The sequence below is a fragment of the Agrobacterium sp. MS2 genome (assembly GCF_003261015.1).
Taxonomy (GTDB): domain Bacteria; phylum Pseudomonadota; class Alphaproteobacteria; order Rhizobiales; family Rhizobiaceae; genus Agrobacterium; species Agrobacterium pusense.
On the sequence record NZ_QLNF01000012.1, the window covers coordinates 384849 to 402040 of the forward strand.

The 17192-nt window shown below is 60.0% G+C and carries 15 protein-coding genes; 6 read left to right on the forward strand and 9 right to left on the reverse strand.

The genetic code is table 11. The features are described 5' to 3' along the window. Positions 1-66: 66 nt before the first annotated feature. Positions 67-2025: a L,D-transpeptidase family protein gene (locus tag DOU54_RS06630; protein WP_502695911.1), complete on the forward strand. Its 1959-nt coding sequence runs from the start codon at positions 67-69 to the stop codon at positions 2023-2025. Between the two features lie 63 nt (positions 2026-2088). Here the strand turns inward: DOU54_RS06630 and DOU54_RS06635 are convergent, their stop codons facing one another. Both DOU54_RS06635 and DOU54_RS06640 read right to left on the reverse strand, forming a co-directional pair. Next, positions 2089-2649 (reverse strand): CHAT domain-containing protein, encoded by a 561-nt coding sequence (locus DOU54_RS06635; RefSeq protein WP_004441995.1) that lies wholly within the window; start codon positions 2647-2649, stop codon positions 2089-2091. A 24-nt stretch (positions 2650-2673) separates the two neighbouring features. Then, positions 2674-3375, reverse strand: a complete 702-nt coding sequence (locus tag DOU54_RS06640; RefSeq protein WP_113380585.1) for an HAD family hydrolase — start codon at positions 3373-3375, stop codon at positions 2674-2676. 188 nt (positions 3376-3563) lie between these two features. Between DOU54_RS06640 and rpiA the strand changes: the two genes are divergently transcribed. The 3 genes from rpiA to gor all read left to right on the forward strand — a co-directional run bounded on the left by rpiA (position 3564) and on the right by gor (position 6372). After that, positions 3564-4259: a ribose-5-phosphate isomerase RpiA gene (gene rpiA / locus DOU54_RS06645; RefSeq protein ID WP_006697397.1), complete on the forward strand. Its 696-nt coding sequence runs from the start codon at positions 3564-3566 to the stop codon at positions 4257-4259. A 16-nt stretch (positions 4260-4275) separates the two neighbouring features. Beyond that, positions 4276-4842: a DUF2059 domain-containing protein gene (locus DOU54_RS06650; protein ID WP_004441989.1), complete on the forward strand. Its 567-nt coding sequence runs from the start codon at positions 4276-4278 to the stop codon at positions 4840-4842. A gap of 141 nt (positions 4843-4983) precedes the next feature. Continuing rightward, positions 4984-6372, forward strand: coding sequence for a glutathione-disulfide reductase (gene gor, locus DOU54_RS06655; protein WP_113380586.1), 1389 nt, complete (start codon positions 4984-4986; stop codon positions 6370-6372). On the opposite strand, the gene DOU54_RS06660 is transcribed toward gor, so the two are convergent. After that, positions 6369-7274 (reverse strand): LysR family transcriptional regulator, encoded by a 906-nt coding sequence (locus DOU54_RS06660; RefSeq protein ID WP_113380587.1) that lies wholly within the window; start codon positions 7272-7274, stop codon positions 6369-6371. The two genes, gor and DOU54_RS06660, sit on opposite strands and share 4 nt — an antisense overlap. A 528-nt stretch (positions 7275-7802) precedes the next feature. Between DOU54_RS06660 and DOU54_RS06670 the strand changes: the two genes are divergently transcribed. Continuing rightward, positions 7803-9179 (forward strand): class II 3-deoxy-7-phosphoheptulonate synthase, encoded by a 1377-nt coding sequence (locus DOU54_RS06670; RefSeq protein ID WP_004441981.1) that lies wholly within the window; start codon positions 7803-7805, stop codon positions 9177-9179. 166 nt (positions 9180-9345) lie between these two features. Here the strand turns inward: DOU54_RS06670 and DOU54_RS06675 are convergent, their stop codons facing one another. From DOU54_RS06675 to DOU54_RS06700, 6 genes are all read right to left on the reverse strand, one after another. Next, positions 9346-11079: a TadG family pilus assembly protein gene (locus DOU54_RS06675; RefSeq protein ID WP_034498925.1), complete on the reverse strand. Its 1734-nt coding sequence runs from the start codon at positions 11077-11079 to the stop codon at positions 9346-9348. Between the two features lies 1 nt (position 11080). After that, a complete protein-coding gene (locus DOU54_RS06680) occupies positions 11081-11503 on the reverse strand; it encodes a TadE/TadG family type IV pilus assembly protein (protein ID WP_004441978.1) in 423 nt (140 codons plus the stop codon). 136 nt (positions 11504-11639) lie between these two features. Further along, positions 11640-12473 (reverse strand): RadC family protein, encoded by an 834-nt coding sequence (gene radC, locus DOU54_RS06685; protein WP_004441977.1) that lies wholly within the window; start codon positions 12471-12473, stop codon positions 11640-11642. Between the two features lie 13 nt (positions 12474-12486). Next, positions 12487-13326, reverse strand: coding sequence for a type I methionyl aminopeptidase (gene map, locus DOU54_RS06690; protein WP_006697403.1), 840 nt, complete (start codon positions 13324-13326; stop codon positions 12487-12489). A gap of 31 nt (positions 13327-13357) precedes the next feature. Continuing rightward, complete coding sequence (gene sfsA / locus DOU54_RS06695) at positions 13358-14077, reverse strand: DNA/RNA nuclease SfsA (protein WP_004441973.1); 720 nt, start codon at positions 14075-14077, stop codon at positions 13358-13360. Positions 14078-14300: 223 nt separating this feature from the next. After that, positions 14301-16160, reverse strand: a complete 1860-nt coding sequence (locus DOU54_RS06700) for a PHA/PHB synthase family protein (RefSeq protein ID WP_113380589.1) — start codon at positions 16158-16160, stop codon at positions 14301-14303. A gap of 25 nt (positions 16161-16185) precedes the next feature. Between DOU54_RS06700 and DOU54_RS06705 the strand changes: the two genes are divergently transcribed. Continuing rightward, positions 16186-16731 (forward strand): hypothetical protein, encoded by a 546-nt coding sequence (locus tag DOU54_RS06705; RefSeq protein ID WP_100911034.1) that lies wholly within the window; start codon positions 16186-16188, stop codon positions 16729-16731. Positions 16732-17192 lie beyond the last annotated feature (461 nt).

A 17192-nucleotide genomic window follows, 5' to 3' on the forward strand; every position in this document is an offset into this window, starting at 1 on the left:
CATTTCGGCACGATTTTGAGCTTTGGGCGTTTTCTTTTCAACAGGCCGTTGATCGGCTAGACAGGCATGAAACTAATGCCCGCCGTTTTTCCGGTGGTGCTGGGTGCTACGAGGATCAAATTGCAAGTCACATCTGGAAAATCATCGGCAGCACTGGTGCTGGCTCTCGGTCTTTCCGTTTCCACCGCTCTTCCCGGCAGCGCCGGTGCGGTGACCCTGATGGACCTCCTGCGCGGCGGGCCCGGCAAGATCGCGCGGGATCGCGGCGAGTTGCCGCCGGCCGGCATCGTCACCTCGCCATCCGGCTCCGGATCGGGCGCCGGTCAGAGTGCTGATGCTTCCGATCCCGAGCCTTTGCCCCGCGTTTCCGGCCCACGTTATTATGATTACAAAGCGGATACGGCCCGGGCGGTGAACACCGCGAATTTCGGCGAAGGCCTTGCCAATCTCAAGTTTAGCGCCACGCCCGAGATCGCCAAGGCGCTTGAGGCTTATTACGGCGCTGGCGGAAAGACGTTGTGGGTATCCGGTGGCGAACTGACCGAGCGCGCCAACGCCGCCATCGCTTTCCTGGAGACGGTTGGCGAAAGCGGTCTCGATCCCGCCGATTACAGCATTTCCGCACCGGCCAAGGATGTGACCGCGAGTATCAGCAGCAATGTTGCCGGCACCACATCGAACGGCACACCGGTCGAGACGGCTTCGGCGCCTGTTTCCGATGCCTATCAGCGGGCGCAGATGCAGTTCGAGCTGGCGCTGTCCGCCAAGGTTCTCGCCTATGTGCAGGATACGACCCGTGGCCGCGTCGATCCGAACCGGCTGTCCGGTTACCATGATTTCAAGCGCAAGACGGTGAACCTCGCTCCCGTGCTGAAGCTTGCTGGCCTTAGCCCAGATGTGGCCGCTTATCTGCGCAGCCGCGAGCCCTCCAGCACCGAGTATCAGGCGCTGAAGGCAGAGCTTGCCCGCCTGCGTGGCGAGGGCGATGCCGCCCATGTCGTTCGTGTTCCCGCCGATCTGGTGCTGAAGCCCGGCAACAGCAGCGCTGACATGGCGAGTGTCGTCAAGGCTATCGAACATCGGGCTTCTCCCGCCTTCAAGGCGGAACATGCCGCAACGATCTCCGCTTACCAGCAGACGCCGGATTACACGCCCGATCTCGTCGATCTGGTGAAGGCGTTCCAGAGCGAAAATGGCCTGAAGGCGGATGGCGTCATCGGTCGTGCGACCGTGCGCGCCATGGTCGGCGAAAGCAACGACGCGAAGATCGCCAAGGTGCAGGTGGCCATGGAGCAGATCCGCTGGCTGCCGGCCGATCTCGGCCAGCGTTACGTCTTCATCAACCAGCCCGCCTTCATGGCCTATTACCACAATGATGGCCTCGAACAGTTCGGCATGAAGGTCGTGGTCGGCTCCAAGGCCAATCAGACTTATTTCTTCCAGGACGAGATTCAGACCGTCGAGTTCAATCCCTATTGGGGCGTACCGCAGTCGATCATCATCAACGAAATGCTGCCGAAGCTGCGCCGTGACCCATCATACCTCGATCGCCTGGGTTACGAAGTGCAGGTGAATGGGCGCGCCGTGTCGTCCTCCAGCGTCAACTGGTATGGCTCGACCAACGCCGTTTCCGTGCGCCAGCCGCCGAGCAGCGACAATGCGCTGGGCGACCTGAAAATCCTCTTCCCCAACGCACATGCCATCTACATGCATGACACGCCGGCCAAAAGCTTCTTCAACCGCGACATGCGGGCGCTGAGCCACGGCTGTATCCGCCTGGTCGACCCGCGCCGCATGGCGGCTGCCGTTCTCGGCACCAGCGTTGACAAGGTTGGCGAGCAGATTGCGTCAGGCAAGAACCGCGCCGTGCAGGTGCCGGAAAAGATTCCAGTTTATGTGGCCTATTTCACCGCCTGGCCGGATAAGGACGGCAAGGTCCAGTTCTTCGACGATGTCTATGATCGCGACAGCTACGTGCAGAAGGCCTTTGCGGTGACGACGAAGGCAAGGGCTGCTTCGATCTGATAGGTCGCACCTAGAAAAAGCGCCGGAAACGGCGCTTTTTTGTTCCGGCGATTGCGGTTCTGGCTACTGCTTGAAAAGTGCGAATGCGAGGTCGCCATCGTCATCGATCGTTGCAGCGCGGCTAAGCGCGTCTTCAAGCGATGATTTGCCGACTAGCAGTTCGTAAAACAACATATGGACGAAAAGTGGCGTCGCCGCACCGTCCGGGTAACCCGCCGAAGCAATGTAGGCTTTCGCGCCGCCTTCAATAAAGGCCTTCCCGAAAGCATCGTAGCCCGTGCAGCACGCCGTGCTGAAAATTACAGTGCCCGACAGGTGGACTTTTCCCAGAATTGCTTCAACAGGCAGGCTGCCCTCGCGCAATTTCAATTGGGTCACGTCGGGATTGATGTCTCCGATCACGAGGCCATTTTGATCGCCATGGCCGCTGATGATGAGATAGGGCGGCGGGTTATCAGGTTGATTCAGGCACGCCAGAATATCTTCCGGCGTTCCCGGGAGGTGCAGGCGAACCGCGGCTCCCAGGCTCTCCAATATAGCGCGCAAAAGTAGAGCTTCGCCTGTGTCGCCCACCGCGATGATGCTTACAGCCTTGCGCGGGAAAAAGAACTTTTCGTCGACCATCCCGATTTCGTCAGCACGCAGCACTCAAGCCGCAGCAGCGCCTCTTTCAATCAGCTTCGCGAACAAATCAGGTGTCAGGGCTTCGAAATCATCGATGACGACAGCTGGCTCGAGCTCGGCCATCGGTATATCCGTGTAACCGAAGGTGACGCCGATGGAGGGCACGTTGGCGTTTTTCGCGGCGAGGATATCGTTGATGCTGTCGCCGACCATGATCGTGCGCGCCGGGTCACCACCGGCCTTTTCGATGGTCCCCAAGATATGGCGCGCATCCGGCTTGCGGAATTCGAACGTGTCGCCACAGGTGATGGCCGCGAAATACGGCGTAAGGCCGAGTTTTTCGAGCAGCGGTACAGCGAGGACCGCGGTCTTGTTGGTGCAGACGGCAAGCGTTATGCCGGCTTTCGAGAGCGCATCCAGGGTGTTGACGATGCCGGGGTAAGGGCGGCTTTCGCCGGGCATTTCAGCGCGATAGTGCGTGATGAAGCGTTCGTAGAGCGGATCGATTTCGGCTTCCGGCAGTTCCGTTTCGCGCAGTGCAAAGGCGCGCTTGATCATGACCCGTGCGCCCTGGCCGACGAGATGCGTCAGGTCGTCATAGGTGACGGGCGCAAGCCCGGCGGCGGCAATGGTATGGTTGAGGCTCGAGACGAGATCGGCGGCGGTATCGACCAGCGTACCGTCGAGATCGAAAATGGCGAGCGGGGAGAGCGGGCGGGATGTCACGGAAACGGCCTCTTGTAGAATGCGGGGCTGAGCTATTCATGCTTTCATTCGCGCCAAGCCTAGGCAAAGCCTCCTGTCTTTGCAACCGCATCACAACGTTCTGTTCGTTGCCTTGAAAAAGGCTTTCGTTTGGCTTTCGACCCGTGTAAACAGCACGGCGACGACAAAGCTACCGGAGTTTCAGGCACATGGATGCCCGCCAGATGAAGATCAAGGCCGCCGAGGCCGCATTGTCCCATGTACAGGATGGGATGCGGCTCGGTATCGGCACGGGTTCGACGGCCGAGGAATTCGTCCGGCTTCTGGCCGAGAAGGTCGCCGCCGGCCTCAAGGTCGAGGGCGTGCCGACATCCGAGCGCACCGCGCGTCTGTGCGTCGAGCTTGGCGTGCCACTGAAATCTCTCGATGAATTGCCGGAACTGGATCTGACCATTGACGGTGCGGATGAGGTTGACCACGCGTTGCGGCTCGTCAAGGGCGGCGGCGGTGCACTGCTGCGCGAGAAGATCGTCGCGGCGGCATCCGCACGCGTGATCGTCATAGCCGACCAGAGCAAGGTTGTGGAGACGCTGGGCGCCTTTCCTCTGCCCATCGAGATCAATCCGTTTGGTCAGGTTGCGACCCGCATCGCCATCGAAAAGCTGGCATCGCGGTCCGGCCTGTCGGGTGAGTTGAAGCTTCGCTCTTCCGGTGACGGCGTCTTCATGACGGATGGCGGACACCTTATTCTCGACGCATCTTTTGGCCGTATTCCTGATGCAGAAGCGCTAGCACGCGAGCTGAACACGATTCCCGGTGTCGTCGAGCACGGACTTTTCATAAATTTGGCATCGCTTGCCATTATCGCTGGCCCTGAAGGCGCCCGCGTGATGCAGGCAGTATAACAGGAGCGAGATTTTCATGATCAAACTAGCGGGACTGGGCAAAGCTGCCGCTGCTTCGATCCTCATTTCCGGCATCGTGTTCGGTACTGCCGCACGCGCCCAGGAAATTTCCGAAGCGCATGTTGCTGCCGCGCGGCAGGCGATCGCCTCTCTTGGCGTTACCGACCGTTTCGACGACATTCTGCCGGGACTGGCCGAGCGTCTGAAGGCCGAACTTATTCAGGCTTCGCCGAATGTTCAGGATGCGATCACCGCGACGGTTGACGCCAAGGCGCTTGAGCTTGCACCGCGCCGCGCCGATCTCGAGCGTGAGGCCGCGCTGACCTATGCACGTGCTTTTTCGGTCGAGGAACTGAACGCCATCTCCACCTTCTACAGCAGCGAAGCTGGCAAGAAGCTGTTGAAGGACGGCCCGATTGCGACCCGCGAACTGATGAAGGCTGCCGATATCTGGGCCGCCGGTATCAACCGCGATCTCAACGCTGCCAGCATGACCGAACTGCAGAAGGTCGCAGGCGCTGATCTGAAGCCGCTTCCGGCGGATCACAATGCCACGGGTGGCGCTCCGGCTGCCAAGCCATAAGGCGCTTTTCCAGGTTCAGAAATATTCAAAGCCCGGCCGCAAGACCGGGCTTTTCATTTGTGCGCCGCAGCACCTATATGTGGCGTGAATGCACCGCTGCCCATTTGCGGCTGATGGCGGTTTTGATCAGGGGTTTTGACTATGACAGCTTATGACTACGATCTCTTCGTCATCGGTGGCGGTTCCGGCGGCGTGCGCAGCGGCCGTGTGGCTGCCTCGCTCGGCAAGCGCGTGGCGATCGCCGAGGAATACCGCTATGGCGGCACCTGCGTCATCCGCGGCTGCGTGCCGAAGAAGCTGTTCGTCTACGCCTCGCAGTTCCCCGAGCATTTCGAGGATTCTGAAGGTTTCGGCTGGAGCGTCGGCGAGCGCAGCTTCGACTGGAAAAAGCTGATCGCGGCGAAGGACAAGGAAATCACCCGTCTCGAAGGGCTCTACCGTAAGGGTCTGGAAAACGCCAAGGCCGATATTTTCGACAGCCGGGCGGAACTCGTGGATGCCCATACCGTCAAGCTGACGAAAACCGGAGAAACCTTCACCGCCGAGCGCATCGTCATCGCTGTCGGCGGCACGCCGAACGAACACAAGGCGCTGCCCGGCCATGAGTTGACGATTTCGTCCAACGAGGCTTTCGATCTCGTGGAGCTGCCGAAATCGATCCTGATTGCCGGCGGCGGTTACATCGCGGTGGAATTCGCCAATATCTTCCACGGGCTCGGCGTTGAAACGACATTGATCTATCGCGGCAAGGAAATCCTGTCGCGCTTCGATCAGGATATGCGCAAGGGCCTGCATGAGGCGATGGAGGCCAAGGGCATCCGCATCATTCTGGAAGACATCATCGAGGAAGTCAGCAAGGATGGCGCCGGCGGTTTCGTGGCCCGCACCAAGCAGGGCGCTTCGCTGCATGTGGGCCTGGTGATGCTGGCGCTTGGCCGCGATCCGAATACCAAGGGGCTCGGTCTCGAGAATGCCGGTGTGGAGGTGGACGCCCGCGGCGCGATCGTCGTTGACGATTATTCGCGCACGAACGTGCCCAGCATCTTCGCACTTGGCGACGTCACCGACCGGGTACAACTGACGCCGGTGGCGATCCACGAGGCGATGTGCTTCATCGAGACGGAATACAAGAACAACCCGACCAAGCCGGATCACGAGCTGATTGCGACGGCGGTATTCTCGCAGCCGGAAATCGGCACTGTCGGCCTTTCGGAAGAGGAAGCCGGCAAGAAATATCCGGAACTGGAAGTCTATCGCGCCCAGTTCCGTCCGATGAAGGCGACGCTATCTGGCCGGCAGGAGAAAACGATCATGAAGCTGATCATCAATGCCGCTGACCGCAAGGTCGTCGGCGTGCATATCCTCGGCCATGAGGCCGGCGAGATGGCGCAGCTTCTCGGCATCACGCTGAAAGCCGGCTGCACGAAGGATGACTTCGACCGCACCATGGCTGTTCACCCAACGGCGGCAGAGGAACTGGTGACAATGTATTCGCCGAGCTATCGCGTCGTAAACGGCGAGCGGGTCTAGCTCATCTTCCGCTCCGGCTTCCAGCTCGTCTCTGCCTGATAATGGCGGCTGCCATCGAATAACGCCTCGTTGCCCTTCAGGAGAGCGACGAGGCGATCTATGGCGAGCCGCATTTCCGGGGCGTGCCGGTCGTCGTCGTTGACGATGATCCAAAGCGGATGGGACAGTTCCTCGATGATCTCGCCGTCGCGGACGAGGCCGGGGACGTTGTCACCAATAAAGCAGGGCAGGACGCCTTTTCCGGCGCCGCTCTGGATCAGGCTCGGCAAAAGGACAGGGGCATTCGTCCAGGTGTGGATCAGCGGTTCCCGATGTCGGAACACCCATTTTTCGGCGTCGGATTTCGCGACCTCGGTCCCGATCGAAATCCATTGCTCAACATTCTTGCCTGAGCCGTCGCGCGCGCGATAGGCGCAATAGGCAACGTCGACCGATTTCCGGACGGCGAAATTCCCGGTGGCTGGCCTGACGTGCCTGATCGCGATCATGCCGCGCCTGTAGGTCAACTCGTCGTCATTCTCATATTGCTTGCAGCACAGGCGGAAAGCGTCTGATGGGCCGCGAATGGCCGCCGCATTGGTGGCTATGAATCCGGCAATCCAGATGTCACTCGACAGAGAAACGATCGGTAGCGAAAAAGCGTCGCTGTGCCATTGAGTGATTTCCGCCGCGCTGTTGCGCATGGACCTTACTTTCTCGAACAGGACCTGGCCGTCCGGTGCGAGCCGGTATCCGTTCTGACTCCGAATAAAGAGCGTTCGCCCCATTTTGCGTTCAAGAAGCATCATCTTTCGGCCAATCGTCGGCGCACTGAGCCCGGCTTTACCCGTCGCGCCGGCGAGGCCGCCCTCTGTGGCGACAATGTCGAAAAGCCTCAACTCGTCCCAGTCCACTTCTGTCACGGCATCCTCTCCACATCATGGCAGCATCTTAGCCGCATCAGGGCCTGTCTTCTCCGTTCAGATATGAAACGGGTCTTTCAGTCCTGCCTCTACGCTTGCTGCAGGGCGCAACCTAACTCGTCTCCAACAAAGGAGACAGACATGTTACCCGAAACGATGTTCCTTATGGAGAAGATTAGACACATGGAAATCCGCCACGGAAGAGGCGGGTGTGTTTCCGAATGGGAGAACTGGCCTTGCTCGCCACTGGACCGGCTTGTGGTGTTTCTCTTGCATCTGCCTCAGTCCCTGCGCCGATATCTCTGCATCAAGCCCGGAAGTCGGTGACTTCGGAGGGATGGGCAACCATCCACAGAAACTATTTAAATCGTTTGAAATCATTTTTCTCCTTCGTGGCGGATCAAAACGGTCCGAAAGAGGGTCGGCGGCGCGCGGATGTCTATGCAAAGCCTGTGCTTGGAGCTATAAGCCGCTCAAATTTCCGAGGCGGTCGCGCGGCGGTTGCGCGGTCGAAAGAAGGGTAAGAACATGGCACAGAATTGGACCCCCGGCAGCTGGCGGCAGAAACCGATCCAGCAGGTTCCCGAATATCCTGATGCGGCAGCGCTTGCGGCAACGGAAGCCACGCTTGCAACCTATCCGCCGCTGGTATTTGCCGGTGAGGCCCGCCGCCTGAAGAAGCAGCTTGCCAATGTGGCGGAAGGCAACGCCTTCCTGCTGCAGGGCGGCGATTGCGCCGAGAGCTTCCTCGAGCACGGCGCGGACAATATCCGTGACTTCTTCCGTGCCTTCCTGCAGATGGCCGTGGTGCTGACCTATGGCGCACAGCTGCCAGTCGTAAAGGTGGGACGCATTGCCGGCCAGTTCGCCAAGCCGCGCTCTTCCAACGTGGAAGTGCAGGATGGCGTGACGCTGCCGTCCTACCGCGGTGACATCATCAACGGCATCGAATTCAACGAAGCCTCGCGCATTCCGAGCCCGGAGCGTCAGCTCGACGCCTATCGCCAGTCGGCGGCGACGCTGAACCTGCTGCGCGCTTTCGCAATGGGCGGTTATGCCAACCTCGAAAACGTTCACCAGTGGATGCTCGGCTTCATCAAGGACAGCCCGCAGGCCGACCGTTACCGCAAGCTGGCCGACCGAATCTCCGAAACCATGGACTTCATGAAGGCCATCGGCATCAGCGCGGACAGCAATCCGAGCCTGCGCGAGACCGACTTCTTCACCAGCCATGAGGCGTTGCTGCTTGGTTACGAAGAAGCCTTGACCCGTATCGATTCCACCTCTGGTGACTGGTACGCCACGTCGGGCCACATGATCTGGATCGGTGACCGCACACGTCAGCTCGACCATGCGCATGTGGAATATTTCCGCGGCATCAAGAACCCGATCGGCCTGAAATGTGGTCCGTCGCTGACGCCCGACAATCTGATCGAGCTGATCGACGCGCTGAACCCGGCAAACGAGGCCGGCCGTCTGACGCTGATTTGCCGTTTCGGCCATGACAAGGTGGCGGACAGCCTGCCGAAGCTCATCCGTGCTGTCGAGAAGGAAGGCCGCAAGGTCGTCTGGTCCTGCGATCCGATGCATGGCAACACGATCACGCTCAACCACTACAAGACGCGCCCGTTCGAGCGTATCCTGTCGGAGGTCGAAAGCTTCTTCCAGATCCACCGCGCCGAAGGCACGCATCCGGGCGGCATCCATATTGAGATGACCGGCAAGGACGTGACGGAGTGCACGGGTGGCGCGCGCGCCGTGACGGCGGATTCGCTGTCCGACCGTTACCACACCCATTGCGACCCGCGCCTCAATGCCGATCAGGCACTGGAACTGGCGTTCCTGCTGTCAGAGCGCATGAAAAGCGGGCGCGACGAGAAGCGCCTGGCAATCGCCAGCGCCTGATGGAAGAGCTGAAAGTCTCTCTGCGCTTGCGCGAGGTCTGATCGTGTCGGACTGAAGATCTGGTCCGGCTTCGGGAGTGTGAGGCTCCCGCTCGCGGACGCTTCAGCCTCTGGTAATGATAAAGCCGCCGGATTTCCGGCGGCTATTTTTATCTGTGGCTATAGGCTTACTGTACCAGAGCCGGCTGCTGGCAGCGGACATCGGTAACACGAACATCGGCTTCGCCGATCTTGACGCCGAGAACCAGAAGCGTGTTGTAAAGCAGCGTATCGACCGGTGCGGTGACGAGGGACAGCGTGTTGGCGAGCGCCGTCTGGATGACGCCGAGGCCGCCAAGGTTGAGGAAGAGAATCCTGATGTCGAGATCAAGGTTCTTCAGCAACGAGCTGACGAGCGTCGTGACGGTATCCTTCGTGGAGACGCTCTTGATCTTGCCCTGGGCAATATCCAGCTGCGTAAAGGTCAGCTTGGTCTTCGTCATGTTGGTGGCGTTGATGAGGGCGCTGCCGTTGACGGCAAGCAGGGCAGAATCCACGATTGCCGCCTTTGTCACGCGCGGGTCCCGTCCGAAATTGGCGAAGGCCGTGGTATCGACATTGCCAAGTGCAATTTCTGCAACGCCTGGAACAACTTCGACATCCACGGTTCCCTGTCCGCCGCCCGTGCAGCGAATGTCCGCAAGCCGGGCTTCCGCGTGGGCGACTTCCACATAAAGCGGGACATTGACCTTGAGGCCGGCGATTGCCTGGAGCCCATCCACCACGACATTGACCGCAAGGCGGGTCTGGGCGGTACGGACCACGGTGCCCTGGCCGCCAACGGCGAGCGAAGGCGTTTCGACCGGCGGCTGGCCGATGGCGAGTGTCACCTTGGCCGAGGCGAGGCCGAGAACATTAGCGCCGAGATCAAGCGCCAGCTGGTTGCCGCCATTACCGGCAACGGCTGCGGCATTGAGAAGGTCGAAGACGCTGGCATTGACCTTGAGATTTTCCCCGCTGCCAATGAGCTTTTCGGTGAAGGGACCGAGATTGACGATTTCTTCTAGCTTGAGCTTGATGTTGCTCTTGCCGGCGGTTTTTTCCAATGTCTTCAAAACGGTGACGACGGCTGGCTGCAGGCCCGTCGTTTTCGTCAGCGCGTTCAGGAACTTGCCGTAGGTAATCTCCGTCTGCAGCACGTCCTTGTAGGTGCCGGCGGTGAGGCCAAGATCGATCGCGAGAGCTTCGACGACATGCAGCGCGTTGACATCGGCATCGACAAGGGCCTGATAGTCCATGAGCTTGAGCGAGACCGTGGTGCCGAGCAGACCGCCGAGCAGGCTGTTCAGGAGGCCGTCATTGAGGCTGGCAAGCCGCGATCCCACCGAGAATGCGGCGACTTTCTGAGACGAGGCGGTTCCGGCGGCCGAAATCCTTGGCGGCGTTGTAAAGGCCGAAGCGAAGAAGATCTGGCCCTTTTCGAAGATGTTTACTTTTACCGCATTGGTCGGCTGGGCGTTTTCGACGAACCGCTGTCCGACCGGGAGGCTGGCATCCGGTTCATAATGGCCTTTGACAACCTCGGCGTAGCCATGGGTTTTGGCAAACTCATTCCGGGGATCGAAAGGCTGCAGCCCGGTTGGTGTTAGCAGCCCCTGCGCCGTCCTGACGCCGAGGTCCAGGCCGTTGAGTGCAAAATATTGCTGCACCGTCTTTTCCGCGTCGGTGACGTTGGCTGCTGCCGAAATGGCCGCGAGATCGGCGGTCTGCTGCAATTGCCGCTTCTGCAGGGTCAGATAACCGTAATCGACGCCAATCGCCAGGATGCCGATAAAAAGCGGCGCCGTCAGGCCGGCGGAGATGGCGATGTTGCCGGCGCGATCCCTCAGGAAACCGGAGAGCAGGGAATGGATGGTCCTCATGTCATGCTCCTCCGATCCGGATGGTGGAAAAACGCCGGATGACCGGCTCGGGCAGGGTGTAGCTGTAGAGGCTCCAGATCGGCAGATCACGGGCGTCATATTCGACTTTCACCGTGAACTGGTTGGCATTGGCGGGATCAGTGGCGACGTCGACCGTGAAGTGTCTTTTATCCAGGAAGGCGTAGCCGAGATCGCTCTTGGCGACGAAATCTCGGGCGAGCTGCTGGCGCTCGGTTGTGTTAAGACCGGCGACCGCCGTTCTTGCCGCGTCGGCGGCGATCTGCTGCACCGAATAGGCCGCCATCAGATAAATGCCGTAGGCAATCATGGTCAGGAGGACGAGAAAGAAGATTGGCGCGACAATGGCGAACTCGACAGCGTTCGAGCCGGACCGATCGCGAAGGAAACGCACTGCATTACGCATAAAGCACCCCCGTTCCTTAAGGCACCAAGGTTCGATGCCTTGATTTATTATTTTCGGAAATGCTAATTTATAGGTGTTAATTTTGTGTTGACGTGCGCTTATGGGTTGCAGGCCTGTGTAAACCTTCGCGTCTGCTTCAGATCAGGCGAAGGCCCTTGAAGCTGGCGTGGCCATCCTTGCCGATGATGATGTGGTCGTGGACGGCGATACCGAGCGGCTTTGCCGTATCGATGATGGTCTTGGTCATCTCGATATCAGCACGCGAAGGTGTCGGGTCGCCGCTCGGGTGATTGTGGATCAAAATCAAGGCTGTAGCGGATAGTTCGAGAGCGCGGCGCACCACTTCGCGGGGATAGACCGGTGTATGGTCCACGGTCCCGTGCCCCTGCACTTCGTCGGCGATGAGGACATTGCGCTTATCGAGGAACAGGATGCGGAACTGTTCGCGCGTTTCATGGGCCATGGCGGCGTGGCAATAATCGATGACCGAGGACCAGGAACTCAGAACCTGCTTGTTGCGGATTTCGCTTTTCAGCATGCGCTGGGAAACGGAGGCGACGAGTTTCAGGTCGAACGCCACGGCTTCGCCCACGCCCTTCACCTCCTGCAACAGCGGCAGAGGTGCGCCGAGTACACCGCCCAGCGTGCCGAAACGGGCAAGGAGCGCCTTGGCGATAGGCTTTGTGTCGCGCCGCGGTATCAGCCGGAACAGTAAAAGCTCCAGCAACTCATAATCGGCAAGCGCCGCGTCGCCGCCATCGCGATACCGCGCCCGCAGCCGGTCCCGGTGACCATGATAATGGGCGGCATCCGCCGGCGGCTCGATGACAGGCACCGGCTTCTTCACCGCATTTCGCGGCTCGGCGAAAAAACCGCGCTCGTCCGCCCCTTCGAAGAGATCGCCTTCGCCCGCCTGAAAGCCGGACGTCGTGGAAAGCTCGGCGGGAGGCGGGGCGGGGCGTCTTGCCATGGGCGGTCTGGCCTTATGAAGGGGTAAGCGGCGGCAGGCCCGGACGGTCGAAGCCGCCGGGCGACAGCGTGAAGATTTCGCAGCCGGTGGCCGTGACGCCAACGGCGTGTTCATATTGGGCGGACAGCGAACGGTCGCGCGTCACCGCCGTCCAGCCGTCGGAAAGCACTTTCACATGTGGTTTGCCAAGATTGATCATGGGCTCGATGGTGAAGATCATGCCTTCCCGGATTTCCGGACCTTCGTCCGGACGGCCGTAATGCAGGATGTTTGGCGTATCGTGGAACAGCCGCCCAACGCCGTGCCCGCAGAAATCGCGCACCACCGAGCAACGTTCGGCTTCCGCATAGGTCTGGATCGCCGCGCCGATCGCGCCGGTGCGCACACCGGGCTTTACAGCCGCGATACCACGCAGCAGGCATTCATAGGTCACTTCCATCAGCCGCTCGGCAGCGCGCTTGATCTGGCCGACCGGATACATGCGGCTTGAATCGCCATGCCAGCCATCGAGCACATAGGTAACATCGATGTTGACGATATCGCCTTCCCGCAGCGGCTTCTCATCGGGAATGCCGTGGCAGACCACATGGTTGATCGAAGTGCAGACGGATTTGGTATAACCACGATAATTGAGCGTTGCCGGCAGCGCGCCGTGATCGGCGCCGAATTCGAAGACGAAACGGTCAATGGCGTCCGTTGTCACACCCGGCTTGACGATTGCGGCGAGTTCATCGAGACAACGCGCCGTCAGCTGGCACGCCTTGCGCATGCCGTCGAAATCCTCAGGGGTGTAGAGGCGGATGACGCCTGTATTCTTGAGGGGGGCGGAGGCGGCGTCGATATAGGTGACCATCATAGTGCTTTCTGTCTCTTTACGTCCCTGTTCATAAAACAGCCGGACGCCACTCGTCCATCTTAACCGTTCCGTTGACTGAAATTTGTGCCGGGGTGACCGCGCATTTCACGGCATAAGCCTCCACGCCCCGCGCCATTGCCCGTTGGAAAGCCAGCGCATAGACCGGATCGAGATCGTCGCAGATGCGCATCCGGTCGCAATCGCCGCGCTGGATGAGATAAAGCATCACCGCCCGGTGACCGGCTTCCGCTGCATCGCCCAGTTCCTCGAGATGCTTTGCGCCGCGTTTGGTGGCGGTATCGGGGAATTCTGCAAGGCCCTTCTCGCGCATGAAATGCACGTTCTTGACTTCCACATAGGCGTCCGGCCGACCGGGTTCGGATAGCAGGAAATCAATGCGGGAATTGCGCCCGTATTTCTGTTCTCGGCGGATTATCGAATAGCCGGCGAGTTCCGGGATACGGCCGTTCAGGATCGCCTCTTCCGCCAGCCGGTTCGGCATGCCGGTATTGATGCCGACGACGGTGCCGTCGGCCTCGACCATTTCCAGCATATGACGGTATTTGCGGGTGGGGCTGTCATGCTGCGACAGCCAGATGCGGGAACCCGGCGTCGTCAGCCCACGCATGGAGCCGGTGTTGGGGCAGGACCCGGTTATCGCCGTGCCGTCTTCCAGAACTGCGTCAAAGAGGAAACGTTTGTAGCGGGAGATCAGCGTTGCGGGAACGAGCGGGGGCGTGAAGAACATGATGCCTTGAGGTAAGCTTGTGTGTTTGCAGGGTCTTTTTATCCCTCATCCCTGTGCTTGTCACAGAGAACCGCCAGCCCAAGTCCTTGGGCTGAAGCAAGTCTTTCGCCGCGTAGACCGGCGCCTACTGGATTCCTGTGACAAGCACAGGGATGAGGGTGACGGGGAACGCCTGTGGAAGAGGCCTTTCTGCCGTGTACTGGTCATCTTTTTCACAGATATTCTACAAAAGAACATAGGTTCCCGGCGCATCGCCGAGCACCGGGCGCTTGCCGTCCTCCGGTTTCCGCGCCTTTACCTTCTCGGCGTTCTGGCTTTCGATCCAGTTCTGCCAGTGCACCCACCACGAACCCTTATGAGGTGTGGCGGCGGCCTGCCAGGCGTCGAAGTCTCCGGCTGGTGATGGCCCCGTCCAATACTGATACTTCTCGAGCTGCGGCGGGTTCACGACGCCGGCAATGTGGCCGGAAGCGCCGAGCACGAATTCCACCGGCCCGCCAAACAGGGCAGCACCCGTGAACACCGATTTCGCGGGTGCGATATGGTCATCGCGGGTGGCGAGATCGTAGACGGGTATGTTGATGTCGCCGAGATTGATGCGCTTGCCGGCAACGCGCATCAGACCGCGGGCGAGATTGTTCTCGAGGTAACAGTTGCGCAGATAGTACGAGTGGCTGGCAGCCGTCACCCGGGTGGAATCGGAGTTCCAGTAGAGCAGGTCGAATGGCAGGGGTTCGGTGCCGCGCAGGTAATTATCGACCACATAGGGCCAGATAAGATCGGAGGCGCGCAGCATGTTGAAGACGGTGGCCATGATCGAACCGTCAAGATAACCGACGGCCTGCATGTGTCTGTCGAGCGCGGCCAGCTGACCTTCGTCCACGAAGACCTTGAGGTCTCCGGCATGGATGAAATCGGTCTGGGCGGCGAGCAGCGTGGCGCTGCGGATGCGCTCATTGTCCTGCTGTGCATGCAGCGCCAGCGCCGAGGCCAAAAGCGTGCCGCCTACACAATAACCGACGGCGTTTATCTCCTTTTCGCCAGTCCGTTCCTCAATGGTATCAAGCGCAAAGTCGATGCCTTCGCTGATATAATCGTCCCAGCCTTTTTCGGCCAGACCGGCATCCGGGTTGATCCAGGACACCATGAAGACGCTGTGGCCCTGTTCGAGGCACCAGCCGACGAAGGATTTCTGCGGGTTGAGATCGAGAATGTAGAACTTGTTGATCCAGGGCGGCACGATCAGCAGCGGCCGTTTGAAGACCTTTTCCGTCGTCGGCTCGTAATGGATGATTTCGCAAAGCGCGCTTTTCGCAACGACCTTGCCTGGCGTGACGGCAATGTTCTGACCAATGACGAATTTGCTGTAATCGGTCTGGCGAAGCTTCAGATGGCCGTTTCCGGCCGCGACATCCTCCGCCAGCTGCGCCATGCCCTTGACGAGATTGGCGCCGCTGGAGGCTACCGTCTCGCGGAAGACCTGCGGATTGGTGAAGACGAAATTGGCCGGAGAAAGCGCCTCTGTCACCTGCCGCATGTAAAACAGCGCCTTGGTGCGGGTGTGCTCATCCAGCCCCTCCGCCTCCGTCACCATCCGGTCTGCAAAACCGACGGTCGTCTGATAGGCCTTGAGAAGAAAATCGAAGAACGGGTTGGCCTGCCAGTCGGCATCGGCAAAACGTTTGCTTCTGCGCTGTGCAGGGCCGCTTTCGGCCGTTTTCTCCGAGGTCGAATCGGAGGCTCCGGAAAATTGCGCCACCGATTTCGACCACAGATCGTAATAGCTCGACAGCAGATGGGTCTGCGCTTCCAGTGACCGCTTCGGCTCGGCCATCCAATATTCGGCGACATCGGAGAGCGTCTTGACCAGATCGGTCACGGGATCGGCGCTCGTCTGCGGAATTTCGCCGCGTTCGCGTGGCGCCAGCCATTCACCGGCAGCCTTGCCGAGGTTTTCGAGTGCGCGTGCGATGTTGATCGCGAAGGTTTCGGGGTCGCGGATCAGGTAGGCCTCGGCGGAACTGGCGTCGAAGCCGGGCGTTTTGTCACCCTTTTTCGTGCCCCCGCCGTCAACACCTGCCATGCACCATCCTCCACCAAATTTGTGTTTGCACATTCTGCATGAAAACGAATACAAGTTCCACCAGCAAGGGGAGGCCGCAAAGGGCCGAACCGCGGTCGAATTCGATATCGGCAGATATCCTTACAGGCGGAACATGACGATGGGCAAGCACATGGGCAAATGCGGCACATGGGGAACATATGCGGAAAGCGCCGCAAGAATCGCGTTCCTCTCGCTCTCCGGCGCCATGCTCGTCACCACACTTGCCGCCTGCAAGGCGCCCGAGCCGATTGTCGCGCCCGCCCATATGCGCCGTCCGACGGCTGAAATCGTCGGACCTCGCCCGGTCAGCGACACCGCGGTGAGCCAGAAGCGCGACACCGGGACCTATCCGACGTTCTCGCAGCCACTGACGGCCGCTGGCACACAGATGGGCGACGACGAAGCCTCAACCATGGAATCGAGCCTGTCTCGCCTCGGCGCGGCACGGCGCAACGGCCAGATATCGGAAGCCGAATATAAGCGCCGGGTGGCCGAGCTGCGGGCGCTGGCAGAAAATCAGAAGCCGGTTGCAACGCCTGCATCGCAGTGACGAGCTGGGCGAGTGCATGCCACTTGTTTCTTCTCCCATAGGGGAGAAGTCCGCGGCAGCGGGATGAGGGGCGAGCTCTCCGCATATCTCCGCGTTTGCCCCTTCATCCGGCCCGTCGGGCCACCGTCTCCCCGCCGGAGAGAAGAAACAAGCGGGGATGCCGAACGTCCTACAGCGACAATCACGGCTGAAGGTCCTGTCGGCCCGGCAATCATAACTCCTTCTTTACCCTGCCTTTGAACCTTCCGCTTACCGAAGATGTTAAGCGGATGGATGCGGTTTGCAGCTTATGGTGCAGCCATAACAAACAGGCCGCTGAAAAAGCGGCGCACAGGGTGAAATATCATGAAATGCATCGCGGCTTTGCTGGTCCTTGCCGGTTTTGCGCTCGCACCAGCTCAGGCGCGGGCGCCGCACATCAATTTCGGAACGTCCGCACTTCAGGGGCGATGACCGAGGGG